Here is a 16,488-nt window from a genome sequence, read left to right on the forward strand (position 1 = left end):
CGAATCCAGCCGATGAACACCAGCCAGCCGGCGATCGAGGACGTCCTGCCGCTCTCCCCGCTGCAGGAGGGCATGCTCTTCCACTCCGGATACGACCCGGAGTCGAAGCACCTCTACATCGCGCAGTTCAGGGTCGACCTGGACGGCGCGCTCGACCCGGCCCGGCTCAAGGAGGCCGCCGACGCCCTGCTGCGCCGCCACGCCAACCTCCGGGTCGCCTTCACGCACCGCAGGAACGGCGACCCCGTCCAGGTGGTCCGCCGCGACATGCCGCTGGCCTGGCAGGAGCACGACCTCGGCGGCCTGGACGCGCCGGCCGCCGAGGCCCGCGCCGCCGAACTGACCGAGCAGGACTGGGCCCTGGGCGTGGACAGCCGCCGCCCGCCGCTGCTGCGCTTCACCCTCGTCAGGCTCGGTGCCACACGGCACCGGCTCCTGGTGACCGCCCATCACCTGCTCCTGGACGGCTGGTCGTTCGGACTGCTCTTCCGCGAACTGTTCACCCTCTACGGGAACGGCGAACTGCCGCCCGTCCGGCCGTACCGCACCTACCTGACCCACCTGGCGCAGCGCGACCGCCCGGCGGCCGAGCAGGCCTGGCGCACCGCACTGGCCGGTCTCGACCAGCCCACCCGGCTCGCTCCGGGCGGCCAGGTGTCGCCCGGGGCCACTCCCGAGGACGTGGTCCTGCAGCTGAGCGAGCAGCAGACGGCGGCCCTGACCGCCCGGGCCCGGGAGTGCGGCCTGCTGCTCACCAGCGTGATCCAGGGCGCCTGGGCCGTCCTGCTCGCGCGCAGCACCGGCCACGACGACGTGGTGTTCGGCTGCACGGTCAGCGGCCGGCCCGCGGAACTGGCAGGCTCCGACCAGATGATCGGCATGCTCATCAACACCGTGCCGGTCCGCGCCCGGATCGACGGCTCCGCCCCGCTGCGCGAGACGTGCCGGGCGCTGCAGCACCAGCGCGCCGACCTGGCCGACCACGACCACCTCGGACTGACCGAGCTCCAGCGCCTGGCCGGCTCCCCGGCCGCCCTCTTCGACACGAACCTGGTCTTCGAGAACTTCCCGATGAGCGACTACGCGCTCGACCTGCCGGGCGTCGACCTGGACGCGCGGATCCGGTTCCGGGACACTACGCACTTCCCGCTCACCCTGGTGGTCGAGCCGGGCGCCTCACTCGGGCTCAGGCTCAGCCACCACCCCGAACTGCTCGACCGGGAGCGGACGGCGGAACTCGGCGCCCGGCTGGTGCGGCTGCTGGAGCGGTGGGCGGCCGACCCCGACGCCCCGGTCAGCGCCCTCGACGCCCTCACCGCCCAGGAGCGGGGCCGCGTCCTCGTGGACTGGAACGACACCGCCGCCGACTTCCCCGCCCGAGCCCTGCCCGAACTGATCGAGGCCCAGGTCGCCCGCACCCCCGAGGCCACCGCCGTCGTCTTCGAGGGGCAGCAGCTGAGCTACCGCGCGCTGGACGAGCGCGCCGGCCGCCTGGCGTCCGTGCTGACCGCCCGCGGCATCGGGCCCGAGAGCCTGGTCGCGGTCGCGCTGCCGCGCTCCCTGGACCTGATCGTCGCCCTGTGCGCCGTGCTCAAGGCCGGCGCCGCGTACCTGCCCGTCGACCTCGGCCAGCCCGCGGCCCGCAACCTCGGCATCATGGCGGACGCCGCTCCGGCACTGCTGCTGAGTTCCGGCTGGCAGGCGCCGGGGACGCCGACCCTGCGACTGGACGCCCCGCTCCCCGAGGCCAAGGCCGCTCCCAGGCCCGCCCTCGACCCCCGCCACCCCGCCTACGCCATCTTCACCTCGGGCTCCACCGGCCGCCCCAAGGGCGCCCTCGTCTCCCACGAGGCCATCGTCAACCGGCTGGAGTGGATGCAGCGCACCTACCGGCTCGGTCCCGACGACCGGGTACTGCAGAAGACGCCGTGCGGCTTCGACGTGTCGGTGTGGGAGTTCTTCTGGCCGCTGCTGACCGGCGCCACCCTGGTGGTGGCCCGGCCCGACGGCCACCAGGACCCGTCCTACCTGGCCGAGCTGATCGAACGCGAGTCCGTCACCACCGCGCACTTCGTGCCGTCCATGCTGGACGCGTTCCTGAGCGGGCCGGACGCGTCGCGGGCCCGCTCGCTGCGCCGGGTGATCAGCAGCGGCGAAGCGCTCTCCCCCCACACCCAGGAGACGTTCTTCCGTACCCTCCCGGACACCGAGCTCCACAACCTCTACGGCCCGACCGAGGCCGCCGTCGACGTCACCCTCTGGGCCTGCCGGCCCGGCCCCGGCCCCGTCCCGATCGGACGCCCCGCCGCCAACACCCGCGCGTACGTGCTCGACGGCCGGCTCGAACCGGCCGCGCCCGGCACGGCCGGTGAGCTCTACCTGGCCGGCGTCCAGCTGGCACGCGGCTACCTCGGCCGACCCGGCCTGACCGCCGAGCGGTTCGTGGCCTGCCCCTTCGCGCCGGGCGAGCGCATGTACCGCACCGGTGACCTGGTGCGCTGGCGCCCGGACGGTGTCCTGGAATACCTGGGACGCACCGACGACCAGGTGAAGATCCGCGGCTTCCGGATCGAGCTCGGCGAGGTGCAGAACGCCGCCGCGGGCTGCGACGGCGTCGCCCACGCGGCCGTCGTCGTCCGCGAGGACCGGCCGGGCGATCCGCGGCTGGTCGCCTACGTGGTGCCCGCCACGGGCGCCGACCCGACGCCCGCCGCGCTGCGCCGCGCCCTGGCCGCCGTGCTGCCGGAGCACATGGTGCCGGCGGTGGTCGTCCTCGACGCCCTGCCGGTGACGCCGAACGGGAAGCTCGACCGGCGGGCCCTGCCCGCACCCGGCCACCGCGCGGGCGGCCGCACCGGGCGCACCGCCCACGAGGAGGTCCTGGCGGGCCTGTTCGCCGCGGTGCTGGGCCTGCCCGAAGTCGGCGTGGACGACGACTTCTTCGACCTGGGAGGCCACTCCCTGCTGGCCATGCGTCTGGTGACCCAGGTGCGCGGCGCCCTCGGCGTGGAACTGGGGGTCCGCGAGGTCTTCAACACCCCCACGGTCGCGGGCCTCGCCGCCCGCCTCGACGGCGCGGGCGGCGCCCGCCCGGCGCTGCGGCCCGCGCAGCGCCCCGCCCGGCTGCCGCTGTCCGCCGCCCAGCGGCGGCTGTGGTTCCTCGACCGCCTCGACGGGCCGAACCCCGCCTACCACAGCGCGGTGGCCGCCCGGCTCAGCGGCCCGGTCGACGTGCCCGCGCTGCGCGCGGCGCTGGTCGACCTCGCCGAACGGCACGAGATCCTGCGCACCGTCTACCCGGAGGTGGGCGGCGAGCCGTGCCAGCGCGTGCTGCCCGAAGCCCCGTTGGAGCTGGAGGTCCTCGACGCCGCCCGGGCCGACGTCGCCGAGGTCGCGGGCCGCGCCTTCGACCTGGCCGCGGCCGCCCCGGTCCGCGCCGCGCTGCTGACGGGCGGACCCGACGAGCACACCCTGGTCCTGGCGCTCCACCACATCGCCACCGACGGCGAGTCCTGGGGGCCGCTGCTCGGCGACCTCGCGGCGGCGTACGCGACCCGGCGGGAGGGCCGGGAGCCGGACCGCGCACCGCTGCCGGTGCAGTACGCCGACTACACGCTCTGGCAGCGGGACCTGCTGGAGGACGTGGGGGAGGAACAGCTCGCCTACTGGCGCGAGGCGCTGTCCGGGCTGCCCGAGGAGCTGGCCCTGCCCACCGACCGCCCCCGCCCGGCGGTGGCGAGCCCGGCAGGCGACGCGGTCGCCTTCGACCTGGACGCCGCGCTCACCGGCGAGCTCGAAGCGCTGGCACGGGAACACGGCTGCACCCTGTTCATGGTGCTCCAGGCGGCGCTCGCGGTGCTGCTGTCCCGCCTCGGCGCGGGCACGGACATCCCGGTGGGAACGGTGGCCGCAGGCCGCTCGGACGAGGCGCTGGACGACCTGGTCGGCTTCTTCGTCAACACCCTGGTCCTGCGCACCGACGTCTCGGGCGACCCCGCCTTCGGCGGGCTGCTGCACCGGGTACGGGAGACCGACCTGGCCGCGTTCGCCCACCAGGACGCGCCCTTCGAACAGGTCGTCGAGGCGGTCAACCCGCGCCGCTCGCTGGCCCGTCACCCCCTCTTCCAGGTGGCGCTGACCCTGCGGCGCGTGGCGTCCACGGCCGCCGTCGAGCTGGCCGGGCTCACCGCCGACACCGAGGAAGTCGACGTCACCGAGGCCGAGTTCGACCTCGCGTTCCAGTTCACCGAGGAGAGCGGCCGGGCGGGCGGGCTGCGCGCCGTGGCCAAGTACCGCACCGAGCTCTTCGACCGCGACACCGTCCGCACACTCGGCGCACGGCTGCGCACGGTCCTGGAGTCGGTGGTCTCCCGGCCGCGCGCACGGGTGTCGGAGCTGGAGCTGCTGCTGCCCGGGGAGCACACCCGGCTGGTCGGGGAGCGGCCGGCCGCCTCGCCGTCGCGCCCGGATACCCCCGGGGGAGTCCACCTGGCGTTCACCCGCCAGGCGGCCCGCACCCCTGACGACGTCGCGCTCAAGGCCGGACCGGTCGAGCTGACGTACCGCGAGCTCGACGAGCGCGCGAACCGGCTCGCACACCGGCTGACCCGGATCGGTGTCGGCACCGAGACCCCGGTCGGCGTGCTGATGGAGCGTTCCCCCGACGTGGTCGTGGCGATGCTGGCCGTCCTCAAGGCCGGCGGCGCGTACGTGCCGCTGCACACCGGCCACCCCGCCACGCGCATCCAGCGGATTCTCGACGACGCCGGCTGCCCGGTCCTCCTGGTGGACGAGCGGTTCCACCGGCTGGGACTCGGCTGCGGGCAGACCGTCCTCGTGAGCGGAGCCGAGGCCGACGGCCCGGCCGGAACCGGCGACAGTGACCCCGCCGCCCTGCCGGCGCGGTGCCGACCCGACCAGCTGGCCTACCTCATGCACACCTCGGGCTCCACCGGCGAGCCCAAGGGCGTCGCCGTCACCCACCGGGACCTCCTGGACCTGGTGGCGGACCGCGGCTGGCACACCGGCGGACCCCAGCGCGTGCTGTTCCACGCCCCGCACGCCTTCGACATCGCCGACTACGAGCTGTGGGTGGCACTCCTGTCCGGCTGGCAGGTGGTCGTCGCCCCCGAGGGCGAACTCACCGTCGCCGCACTCGGCGCACTCATCCGCGACGAGCGGATCACGGCCGTCCACCTCACCGCCGGACTGTTCCGGGTGGTCGCCGAGGAGCACCCCGGCATCCTGGCCACCGTGCGCGAGGTGCTGACCGGCGGCGACGTGGTCAGTCCCGCCGCGGTACGGGCGGTGCAGGAGGCCTGCCCGGCCACGGCCATCCGCCACCTGTACGGCCCGACCGAGGTGACCCTCTGCGCGACCTCCCACCTCGTCACCGGCCACGCCGACGGCCCGGTGCCGATCGGCCGGCCGCTGGACGGCACCCGCGTCTACGTGCTCGACGACCGGCTGCGCCCAGTGCCGCCCGGCACCCCCGGCGAGCTGTACGTCGCCGGTGCCGGAGTGGCGCGCGGCTACCACCGGCGGCCGGCAACGACCGCACAGCGCTTCGTCGCCGACCCCTTCGGCGCACCCGGGACCCGGATGTACCGCACCGGCGACCTGGCCCGCCTGCGGACGGACGGCCTGCTGGAATTCCTCGGCCGCGCCGACGAGCAGGTGAAGGTCCGCGGCTTCCGGGTCGAGCCGGGCGAGGTCGAGGCCGCGCTCGCCGCCTGCCCGGGCGTACGCCAGGCCGTGGTCACCGCCAGGGCGGCCGGGGACGGCGAGAAGCGGCTGGTCGGCTACGTGGTCGGCGCACTCTCCCGGTCCGAGGTGCGCGCCCGGCTCGCCGGCCTGCTGCCGGACTACATGATCCCCGCGCACATCGTCGTCCTGGACGACCTGCCGCTGACCGCCAACGGCAAGGTGGACTACCGGGCCCTGCCCGAACCCGCGCCGTCCACCGCAGGCGGCCGCCCGCCGCGCACGCCCCGGGAGGAGATCCTGGCGGGTCTTTTCGCCGAGCTCCTGGACCTCGACACCGTCGCCGCCGACGCCGGCTTCTTCGACCTGGGCGGCCACTCCCTGCTCGCGACCAGGCTGGTCAGCCGCGTCCGCACGGCCCTGGGCGTCGAACTGTCGCTGCGGGACGTCTTCCGGGCGCAGACCGTCGCCGCGCTGGCCGAGCTGGCGGGCCGCGCCGGGCAGGCCCGGCCGGCACTGCGCCGGACACCGTGCGCGCAGGAGCCCCCGCTGTCCTTCGCCCAGCACCGGCTGTGGTTCGCCCAGCAGGCGCAGGAGCAGTCCGCGGACCACAACGTCCCCTTCGCCTACCGGCTGCACGGACCGCTGGACGTGGCCGCCCTGAACGCGGCACTCGGCGATCTCACCGCCCGCCACGACGTGCTGCGGACCCTGTTCGACGAGATCGACGGGGAACCCCGGATCCGGCTGCGCACCGCGGCGCAGGCACCGGTGACGCTGCAGTGCGATCGCCTCACCGAGGCGGACCTGCCCAGGGCCGTACGCGAGGCGGCGGGCCACCACTTCGACCTCGCGCAGGACCTTCCCCTGCACGCCCGGCTGTTCGAACTGGGCGGCGACGCATGGGTGCTGGTGCTGGTGGTGCACCACATCGCCACCGACGGCTGGTCCTGGGCGCCCCTGCTGGGCGACCTGGCGACCGCCTACGCGGCCCGGCGGGAAGGCCGCGCGCCCGACTTCGAGCCGCTCCCGGCGCAGTACACCGACTACACCCTGTGGCAACGCGAACTGCTCGGGGACGAGCACGACCCGAACAGCCTGATCCGTCGCCAACTGACCTTCTGGAGGAAGGAACTGGCCGACGCCCCGGCCGAACTGGCCCTGCCCCACGACCGGCCCCGGCCGGCCGTGGCGAGCTTCGCGGGCGGCTCCGTCCCGGTGGAGCTCGACGCGGACCTCCACGCCCGCCTGCTGGAACTGGCCCGGCAGCACGGCTGCACCCTGTTCATGGTGCTCCAGGCCGGCCTCGCGGTGCTGCTGGCGCGCCTCGGCGCGGGCACCGACATCCCCATCGGCACCGTGGTCGCGGGCCGCTCGGACGAAGCACTCGACGACCTCGTCGGCTTCTTCGTCAACACCCTCGTGCTGCGCACCGACGTCTCCGGCGATCCCACCTTCACCGACCTCCTGCACCGGGTGCGCGAGACCGACCTCGCCGCGTACGAGCACCAGGACGTGCCCTTCGAACGGGTCGTGGTCGACCTCAACCCCGAACGCTCCCTGGCCCGCCACCCCCTCTTCCAGGTGCTGCTCCAGGTGCAGAACGAGCCCCCTGCCCTGCCCCGCCTGGCGGGCCTCGACGCACAGGCGCACCCCGTCGAGTGGCAGGTGTCGAAGTTCGACCTGGGCGTCGACCTCGGCGAACAGCGCGCGGCGGACGGTAGCCCGCTCGGCCTCGTGGGCGAACTCACCTACGCCACAGAACTGTTCGACCACCGAACCGCCGAGCGGATGGCGCAGGACCTGGCCGCCCTCCTGCGGCACCTCGCGGCCGGCCCCGGGCAGCCGGTGGGCGCGCTCGCGCGACCGTCGCACCCCGCCCAGGACCGGCCGTCCGAGAACGCGGCCGCACCGGACACCGGCGACGGGACCGAACAGCGGGTCCGCGAACTGTACGCGCAGGTGCTCGGCAAGGAGTCGGTCGGCCCCGACGACAACTTCTTCGCCCTCGGCGGCCACTCGCTGCTGGTGACCCGCCTCATCAGCCGGATCCGGGCGGAGCTGGGCCGCGAGCTGAAGATCCGCGACCTGTTCCAGAACCCCACACCGGCTATGACCGCCGCCCGGCTGGACGACGCGCCCCTGGCACGCCCCGCGCTGCGCCCCGCGAAGTCCTGAACCCGCCCGTCGCACACCCGCACGTCCCAGGAGGTCCTGTGTTTCCCGTTTCGTTCGCCCAGCGGCGGCTGTGGTTCCTCAACCAGATGGGCGAGACCGGCTCGGCCTACAACTGCCCGCTGGCCACCCGGCTGCACGGCCCGCTCGACGCGGCCGCCCTCAGCGCGGCGCTCGGCGACCTCGCCGCCCGCCACCACGTGCTGCGAACCGTGTTCCCCGAGGTCGACGGAGAACCCGTACAGCAGGTGTCGGACCACCTCCCGCACCTCCGGGTCACCCGGACAACGGAGGCGAACCTCGCGACCGCCCTCGCCGAGGAGGCCGGGCACGTCTTCGATCTCACCACCGAACTCCCGCTCCGGGCAGAGCTGTTCGAGCTGGGCGGCGACCAGTGGGTGCTGCTGCTGGTCGTGCACCACATCGCGACGGACGGCTGGTCGTGGGGGCCGCTGCTCGGCGACCTGGCCGCCGCCTACGCGGCCCGGCGCGAGGGCCGCAAGCCCGACTTCGAGCCGCTGCCGGTGCAGTACACCGACTACACGCTCTGGCAACGGCAGGTCCTGGGGGAGGACGACGACCCCGACAGCCTGATCACCCGCCAACTCGACTTCTGGAAGGAGGAGCTGGCAGGATCCCCCGCGGAACTCGCCCTGCCCCACGACCGGCCCCGGCCGGCCGTGGCGAGCTTCGCGGGCGGCTCCTTCCCCGTCACGCTGCACGCCGAACTGCACGCACGGCTGCTCGACCTGGCACGGGAACACGGCTGCACCCTGTTCATGGTGCTCCAGGCCGGCCTCGCCGTCCTCCTGTCCCGCCTCGGCGCGGGCACCGACATCCCCGTCGGCACGGTCGTCGCGGGCCGCTCGGACGAAGCACTCGACGACCTCGTCGGTTTCTTCGTCAACACCCTGGTCCTGCGTACCGACATGTCCGGCGACCCCACCTTCACCGAACTCCTCCACCGCGTACGCGAAGCCGACCTCGTCGCGTACGAGAACCAGGACGTCCCCTTCGAGCGGGTCGTCGAGGCGCTCAACCCCGAGCGCTCCCTCGCCCGCCACCCCCTCTTCCAGGTGATGATGACGCTGGAGAGCGGACAAGGCCCGGCGTTCACCCTGCCCGGCACGCACTGCGCCGAGCAACCGGTCGGCTGGGACATCGCCAAGTTCGACCTGACGGTGGACTTCCACGAGCAGACGGGCAGCGACGGCGCCCCGGCCGGGGTCACCGGAGCACTCGAGTACGCGACGGACCTCTTCGACCGCGAGACGGCCGCGGACCTGGCGGCCGGGATCGCCCGCGTGCTGGAGCGCCTGGCCGCCGACCCCGGCGCGCCGCTCTCCCACGTCGACCCCCTCTCCGCCGAGCAGCGCGAGCAGGTCCTGACCCACTGGAACGACACCGCGGCCCCCGTCCCCCCGCAGACCCTCCCGGAGCTGTTCGAGGCGCAGGCCGCCCGCACCCCCGACGCAACCGCCCTGGTCTTCCAGGACACGGCCCTGAGCTTCGCCGAACTCGACGCACGCGCCAACAGCCTGGCGCACCGCCTCGCCGACCACGGGGTCGGCCCCGAGCACCTCGTCGCCCTGGCCCTGCCCCGCTCCGCCGCCTCGGTGATCGCACTCCTCGCCGTGCTCAAGGCCGGCGCCGCGTTCGTCCCGGTCGACACCGACTACCCGCCGGAGCGCATCGCCCGCCTGCTGCGCACCACGACCACCGTCGTCACGGACCTCGCCACCACGGCGACCCTCCCCGACACCGGCGCCGCCCACGTCCTCGCCGACGCCCCCGGCCACTTCCCGGACACACCCCTCGGTCGCGAGATCCACCCCCACAGCGCCGCCTACGTCATCCACACCTCCGGATCCACCGGCGAACCCAAGGGCGTGGTGATCGACCACGCCGGACTGCGCAACCTGTACGCCTTCCACCGAGCCGGCGTCATCTCCCGCGCGCAGGAGATCGGCGACGGCCGCAGGATGCGCATGGCACTCACCGCCGCGCTCTCCTTCGACACCTCCTGGGAGGGCCTGCTCTGGATGGTCGCGGGCCACGAACTCCACCTGATCGACGACGACACCCGCCGCGACGCCGCCGCCCTGGTCCGGCACATCGCCCGCGAAGGCATCGACGCCCTCGACGTCACCCCGACCTACGCCGAGCAACTGGTCGAGGAGGGCCTGCTGGACGACCCCGCGCACCGACCCCAGGTGCTGCTGCTGGGCGGTGAGGCGGCGGGCGCGGCCCTGTGGACCCGGGTCCGCGAGGCCGACGGGATGCTGTGCCACAACCTCTACGGCCCCACCGAGTGCAGCGTCGACACCCTGTGGTGGGACGCGGCCCACAGCGAGCAGCCGCTGGTGGGACGCCCGATCGCCAACACCCGCGCCTATGTGCTCGACGACCGGCTGCGCCCCGTCGCCCCCGGCGTACCCGGCGAGCTGTACCTGGCCGGTCCGAGCCTGGCCCGCGGCTACCTCAACCGCCCCTCGCTCACCGCAGGGCGCTTCGTCGCCTGCCCCTTCGAGGCCGGCGGCCGCATGTACCGCACGGGTGACCTGGTCCGCTGGGACCGCGAGGGCCGCCTCGAATACCTGGGACGCGCGGACGACCAGGTCAAGATCCGGGGCTTCCGGATCGAACCCGGCGAGGTGGAGGCCGCGCTGCGCGGCTGCCCCGAGGTGGCCCAAGCCGCGGTGATCGCCCGGGACACCGGCCCCGGCGGCAAGCGCCTGGTGGCGTACGTGACCGCGACCGCAGGCCGCACCGTGGAGGCCGGCGCCCTGCGCAAGCGGCTCGCCGCCGGCCTGCCCGACCACCTGGTCCCCTCGGCCATCGTGGCACTGGAGACGCTCCCGATGAACCGCAACGGGAAGCTGGACCGCGCCGCGCTGCCCGCACCGGACTTCACCGCGCAGACCTCCTCGCGGCCGCCCCGCGGCCCCCGCGAGGAGATCCTGGCGGAACTCTTCGCGCAGGTGCTCGGCCTGTCCGCCGTCGGCGCCGACGACGGCTTCTTCGACCTCGGCGGACACTCCCTGCTGGCCACTCGCCTGCTCTCCCGCATCCGTGCGACCCTCGGCGGCGACCTCGGCATCCGGGACCTCTTCCAGCACCCCACCGTGGCCGGGCTCGCCGCCCGCCTCGGCGACCTCGACGGCCCGGGCCACGCCCGCCCGGCCCTGACCCCGGCCCCGGACCGCCCGGACACCCTGCCCCTGTCGCCGGCTCAGCGCCGCCTGTGGTTCCTGAACCGCGCGGGCCAGGGCACCGGCTACCACTGCCCGTTCGCCCTGCGGCTGCGCGGCCGGCTGGACACCGACGCGCTGTCCCGGGCCCTCGCCGACGTCGTCGCCCGCCACGAAGGACTGCGGACGGTGTTCCGGGAGCAGGACGGCGAGCCCTACCAGCAGGTGCTGCCGACCGACGTCGCGGTGCCCCTCGACGTCGTGCGGTGCGGCCCCGAGGGTACCGCCGAGGCCCTCGACGCCCTGGTGGCCCGTCCCTTCGACCTGGCCGGGCGCCCGCCCGTACGCGCGGCGCTGCTGGCCGTCGGCGCGGACGAGTGGGTGCTGGTGCTGGTGGTCCACCACATCGCACTCGACGGCTGGTCCTGGGGCCCCCTCTTCCGCGACGTGGCCGACGCCTACCGGGCCCGGACCGAGGGGCACGGCCCCGACTGGTCGCCGCTTCCGGTGCAGTACGCGGACTACACCCTGTGGCAGCGGCAGGTCCTGGGGGAGGAGGACGACCCGGAGAGTCTGATCTCGCGTCAGCTCTCCTTCTGGCGGCAGGAGCTGACCGCATCACCGGCGGAACTCGCCCTGCCCTGCGACCGGCCCCGGCCGGCGACGGCGACCTTCGCGGGCGGCTCGGTGCCGGTGGAACTGGACGCCGACCTCCACGCCCGTCTGCTGGGCCTGGCCCGGGAACACGGCTGCACGCTGTTCATGGTCCTCCAGGCGGGCCTGGCCGTTCTCCTGTCCCGCCTCGGTGCGGGCACCGACATCCCGATCGGCACTCCGGTCGCCGGCCGCCCGGACGAGGCACTGGACGACCTGGTCGGTTTCTTCGTCAACACCCTGGTCCTGCGCACCGACGTCTCCGGCGATCCCACGTTCGGCGAACTCCTCCACCGCGTACGCGAGGCCGACCTCGTCGCGTACGAGAACCAGGACGTCCCCTTCGAGCGGGTCGTCGAGGCGCTCAACCCCGAGCGCTCCCTCGCCCGCCACCCCCTCTTCCAGGTCCTGCTCCAGGTGCAGGACGGTGCCGACGCCGCGCTGGAACTCGCCGGGCTCGACGTCCGCAGTGAACCCTTCCGCTTCGACGTCGCACAGTTCGACCTGACCGTCGACGTCCAGGAGCGCCGTGCCGCCGACGGCACCCCCGCCGGGATCGGCGGCTTCCTGGAGTACGCGGCCGAACTGTTCGACCACGCCACGGCCCAGGACATCGCCGCCGCCCTGGAACGGGTGCTCCGCCTGCTCGCGACCCACCCGGGCCGGCCCGTCGGCGCGGCCGACCCCCTGACGCGGGCCGACCGGCAGCGCCTGCTGACGGAGTGGAACGACACCGCGCTGCCGGTGCCGTCCGCCACCCTCCCCGAACTGTTCGAGGCCCAGTGCGCCCGCACCCCGCAGGCCACCGCCCTCGTGCACGGCGCCACGAAGATCACCTTCGCCGACCTCGACGCCCGGTCGAACCGCCTGGCCCACCGCCTCGCACGGGCCGGCGCGGGCCCCGAGCAGGTGGTCGCGCTCGCCCTGCCCCGCACGCCCGTGGCCGTGTGCGCCCTGCTGGCCGTCCTCAAGACGGGCGCGGCGTTCGTGTTCGTCGACACGGACCACCCCGCCGAGCGGATCGCCCACATCCTGGCGGACTGCGCCCCGGCGCTCCTCGTCAGCGACCGCGAAACCATCCACCGGCTCCCGCTGGACGCCGCCCCGCACATCCCCCTCCTCCTCGTCGACGACGAGAACGCGAACGCGGCCGAGTCCTGCGAGAGCCCCGCCCGCGTGCCCCGCCCCGCCGACTCCGCGTACCTGGTGTACACCTCCGGATCCACGGGCCGCCCCAAGGGCGTCGTCGTCGACCACGCGGCCCTGCGCAACCTCCACGCCTTCCACCGCGCCCACACCATCCCCGCAGCGGAACGAGCCGACGACGCAAGGAAGTTGCGCGTGGCACTCACCGCCTCCCTGTCGTTCGACGCCTCCTGGGACGCCCTGATGTGGATGGTCGCCGGGCACGAACTGCACCTCATGAGCGACGACGTCCGACGTGACGCCGCAGCCTTCGTCCGGTACATCGGCGACTCAGCCCTCGACGTCGTCGACGTGACCCCCACCCACGCCGCCCAACTGGTGGCGGAAGGCCTGCTCGACGCCCCGCCACGCATGCTGCTCATCGGCGGCGAAGCAGCCGACGAACAGCTCTGGAGCCGCCTGCGCGCCACACCGGGGATGCTCTGCCACAACCTCTACGGCCCCACCGAGTGCACGGTCGACGCCCTGTGGTGGGACACGGCCCGCAGCGAACGTCCCCTGGTGGGCGGCCCCGTCGCCAACACCCGCGCGTACGTCCTGGACGCGGAGCTGCGCCCGGTGGCGCCGGGCGTGCGGGGCGAGCTGTACCTCGCGGGCGCCGGACTGGCACGGGGCTACCACCGCAGGCCTGGGCTGACGGCCCAGCGGTTCGTGGCGTGCCCGTTCGAGGAGGGCGCCCGGATGTACCGCACGGGCGACCTGGTGCGCTGGGACCGCGAAGGGCGGCTGGAGTACCTCGGCCGCACCGACGACCAGGTGAAGATCCGTGGTTTCCGCGTCGAACTCGGTGAGGTCGAGGCGGTGCTCGCAGCCGCCCCGGGCATCGCCCAGGCCGCCGTGACCCTACGGTCCGACGGTCCGGGCGGCGGCAAGCGGCTGGTCGGGTACGTGGTCCCGGGTCAGGACGGTGCCGCGGTGGAGCCCTCAGCGCTGCGCGCCCACGTGGCCGAGGCCCTGCCGGCCCACATGGTCCCGTCCGCGGTCGTCGTGCTCGACGCGTTCCCGCGCACGCCCCACGACAAGCTCGACCGGACGGCGCTGCCCGCACCGGATCCGACCCACACGGCGGGAGCGGCGCGTCGGGCACCCCTGACCCGGCGGGAGGAGGTCCTCGCGGGCCTGTTCGCCGAAGCGCTGGGCCTGCCCCACGACGCCGTCGGCGCCGACGACGGCTTCTTCGACCTCGGAGGCCATTCCCTGCTGGCCGCTCGGCTGATGTCCCGTGTCCGGGACGCCCTCGGCGAGGACCTGGGTGTCCAGGACCTCTTCGCGGCCCCCACCGTCGCGGGCCTCGCCGCCCGCGTACCGGAGCGTGGCACCACGGAGCCCGGCGGTACGGACGACGCGCTGGCACCCCTGGTCACCCTGCGGTCCGGCGCCGACGGCGCGCCCGCCCTGTTCTGCGTCCACCCGGGCGCCGGCACCGGCTGGGTGTACCGGGCCCTCCTCGACCACCTCGACCCGGACCGGCCCGTCCACGCGCTGCAGGCCCGTGGTCTCGGTGAGCCGGGGGCGCGGCCCGCGAGCGTCGCGGAGATGGCCGACGACTACGCCACCTTGATCCGCACGGTCCAGCCGAGCGGCCCCTACCACCTCCTGGGCTGGTCGTTCGGCGCGCTGGTCGCCCACGCGGTGGCGGTGCGGCTCCAGACGGACGGTGAGGACGTGGCGCACCTCGTGCTCCTGGACGGCTACCCGGCCACCGAGACGCGGCCACAGACCGGGACGGCCGCGGCGGACCCCCTGCGGGACCTGCTGGACTCGCTCGGCTACCCGGCACAGGAGCCGTCCTGCGCAACGGGGCCCGCTCCGATGACCCTCGCCGACCTCGTCCGGGTGGCCCGGGCGGCGGACGGCCCGCTGGCGGCCTTCGACGAGGGGACCATCGCCGCGCTGGGGGAGGCGTACGTCCATCACGACACGCTGGCCGCGGCCCATCGTCCGGGTGTCTTCCGGGGCGACCTCACGCTCGTCGGCGCCGCGCACGAGGTCGACGCACCGGGGCCCGGGACCTGGCAGCCCTACACCTCGGGCCGCATCGACCACCACGAGGCACCGTGCACGCACGGCGAGATGATGGCCGCGAAGCCGGCCTCGCAGATCGCCGCGCTCGTGTGCGAAGGCGTGGTCCGCCGATGAGCACGACGACGAGCACGACGACGAGTGTGACGACGAGTACGACACCCCGCGCCCTGCGCCGCCGCGACTTCCGCCTCCTGTGGGCCGGCGAGTCCGTCAGCCAGTTCGGCAGCGCGACCACCCGCGTGCTCCTGCCGCTGATCGCGGTGAACACCCTGAACGCCGACTCCTTCACCATGGGCCTGCTGGGCGCGGCGGCCTGGGTGCCGTGGCTCCTGATCGGCCTGCCCGTAGGAGCCTGGACGGACCGGATGCGACGCCGACCGGTGATGATCGTGTGCAACACGGTGTCGGCGGTACTGATGCTCTCCCTGACGGCGGCGGACTGGCTGGGTCTCCTCGCGACCGGTCAAGTCCTTCTCGTCGCACTCCTGTCCGGCACCGCCGACGTGTTCTTCCGCGCGGCCTACAGCGCGTACGTCCCCGCCCTCCTGCCACAGGAGGAACTGGCGGACGGCAACGCCAAGCTCCAGACCAGCGAGTCCGCCGCCGAGGTCGTGGCCCCGGGGGCGGGCGGCGTGCTGGCCCAGACGGCGAACGCGGCCCTGGGTTTCCTCGCCGACGGCCTGAGCTTTCTGATCTCGGCCGTGCTCCTCACCCGGATCCGCGCCCGGGAGAGCCCGCCCGGCCACGAGGAGCGGGCGGGAGCCGACCGGTCCCTGGCCGCCGAGATCCGGGAGGGCATCGTGTTCCTCGGCCGGGACCCGTTCCTGCGGACGATCCTGGCGTGCGACGCGGCGATGAACCTGTTCCTGGCCGGCGCCCAGTGCCTGGCGATCGTCTTCCTCAGTCGAACGGTCGGCGCCGGCGGCGGCGTCATCGGCGTCCTGATCGCCCTGACCGGCCTCGGCGGTGTCCTGGGCGCGGTGATCTCGCCCCGCCTGGCCCGCCGGTTCGGCACCGCCAGGGCGGTCATCCTCTGCGCCTTCTGCAGCGGCCCGTTCGGACTGCTGATCCCGCTCACCACGGACGGCACGGGCCTGCTGGCCTTCCTGGTCGGAGACTTCTGCCTGATGACCGGGGTCGTCGCCGGAAATGTGATCATCGTGAGCTTCCGCCAGGCCTACTGCCCCCCGGACATGCTCGGCAGGGTCAGCTCCAGCATCCGCTTCGTGATGTACGGGACGATTCCGATCGGCAGCCTCCTCGGCGGAACCCTGGGCACCGTCCTCGGCGTCCGGGACGCCCTGTGGCTCCTGTACACGGGCAACGCGCTCTGCGCCCTGCTCCTCCTCACCGGCCCCCTGCGCACCCGACGGGAACTGCCGGTGCCGTGAGGCGAGGCGAAAGGCGCCTTTCACCACTGATCTCGGCGTACGAGGCGGACCCGGTGCCGGCCCTTCAGGACGACATCCAGGCGCTTTTGGCGGACAGGACGCCGGGCGCGACCCTGAGGGCCGGCACCCTCGCCGTCCAGCAC

3 protein-coding genes are annotated in these 16,488 nt (G+C 74.3%); all 3 read left to right on the forward strand.

Annotated elements, in window-relative coordinates; genetic code table 11:
* The first annotated feature begins 12 nt into the window (after nt 1–12).
* Genes ABZW30_RS21380 through ABZW30_RS21390 form a run of 3 tightly spaced genes read left to right on the forward strand, consistent with a single transcriptional unit; the run spans nt 13 to nt 16,345 of the window.
* Nucleotides 13–7,881, forward strand: coding sequence for an amino acid adenylation domain-containing protein (locus ABZW30_RS21380; protein ID WP_355672719.1), 7,869 nt, complete (start codon nt 13–15; stop codon nt 7,879–7,881).
* A 38-nt stretch (nt 7,882–7,919) separates the two neighbouring features.
* Nucleotides 7,920–15,068 carry an amino acid adenylation domain-containing protein gene (locus ABZW30_RS21385; protein ID WP_355672720.1) on the forward strand — a complete coding sequence of 2,383 codons (7,149 nt, stop codon included), beginning with the start codon at nt 7,920–7,922 and terminating at the stop codon, nt 15,066–15,068.
* On the forward strand, nt 15,065–16,345 hold the full coding sequence (locus ABZW30_RS21390) for an MFS transporter (protein ID WP_355672721.1): 1,281 nt from the start codon (nt 15,065–15,067) through the stop codon (nt 16,343–16,345). Before ABZW30_RS21385 ends, ABZW30_RS21390 begins: the two co-directional genes overlap by 4 nt.
* Nucleotides 16,346–16,488: the final 143 nt, after the last annotated feature.

It is taken from the genome of Kitasatospora sp. NPDC004669 (assembly GCF_040609455.1).
Classification (GTDB): Bacteria; Actinomycetota; Actinomycetes; order Streptomycetales; family Streptomycetaceae; genus Kitasatospora.

Excerpts from the sequence above, each read along its gene's own strand:
- ABZW30_RS21380 (WP_355672719.1), top strand. The coding sequence starts at position 13 with ATGAACACCAGCCAGCCGGCGATCGAGGACGTCCTGCCGCTCTCCCCG.
- ABZW30_RS21390 (WP_355672721.1), top strand. The coding sequence starts at position 15,065 with ATGAGCACGACGACGAGCACGACGACGAGTGTGACGACGAGTACGACA.